Source organism: Streptococcus hyointestinalis (genome assembly GCF_041225505.1).
GTDB classification, from domain to species: domain Bacteria; phylum Bacillota; class Bacilli; order Lactobacillales; family Streptococcaceae; genus Streptococcus; species Streptococcus hyointestinalis_B.
The window spans coordinates 1-639 of record NZ_JBCLSK010000099.1 but is presented as its reverse complement, the minus strand read 5'-3'; the positions used below and the strand labels follow the sequence as shown (position 1 = coordinate 639).

The 639-nt window shown below is 41.2% G+C and carries 1 pseudogene; it reads right to left on the bottom strand.

Annotation, left to right across the window (positions count from 1 at the left end):
* Positions 1-11 precede the first annotated feature (11 nt).
* Positions 12-639: pseudogene (locus AALA56_RS10150) on the bottom strand (IS30 family transposase); the annotation flags it as partial.

Sequence of the window (639 nt, the reverse complement as noted above, 5' to 3'; positions counted from 1 at the left end):
AAAACCTGTGTTCAAGCTGTTTGGGCTAGCTCAAACAAAAAATGTGCGGTTTTATACTTGAGAATTCGTCTAGGTCTATTATTGATAGCAGAGACGTAGCGATTGAGTTCTTCTGTCGTTAGTGGGTTAAGGGAGACACCTTTTGCAAGAAACTCTCTCAAGAGACCATTAAAATGCCCATTCGTTCCTCTTTCATGAGAAGAATAAGAATGAGCAAAATAGACGTCAACATTTTTTAGAGTTGATAAGCTACTGAATTCTGAGCCATTGTCTGACGTAATAGAGCCAATAGGATACTGAGACAGTAAGCTCTTAACAGCCTTGGTGATTGTTTCAGCCTGTTTATTCGCCAGTTTTAAGGCGATGGCAAATCGCGTCTGACGCTCTACCAAAGTCATGACAACAGCCTCACCTCTGGTCTTTTTTCCGAGAATTAAATCAATTTCCCAATGCCCAAACTCATAATGATTCGTAACGGTTTCTGGACGTTCTTCAATGGACTTGCCTAGAAGCTTCTTTGCGGTCGTAGAGCTTGCTTTAGAGCGTTTTCGGAGACTTACCATCTTAGGTAAATCAATCCAGTTTAATCCTCAATAGTCCGTCTTTGATGTACCGATACACTGTCTTGGTTGAAGGGAT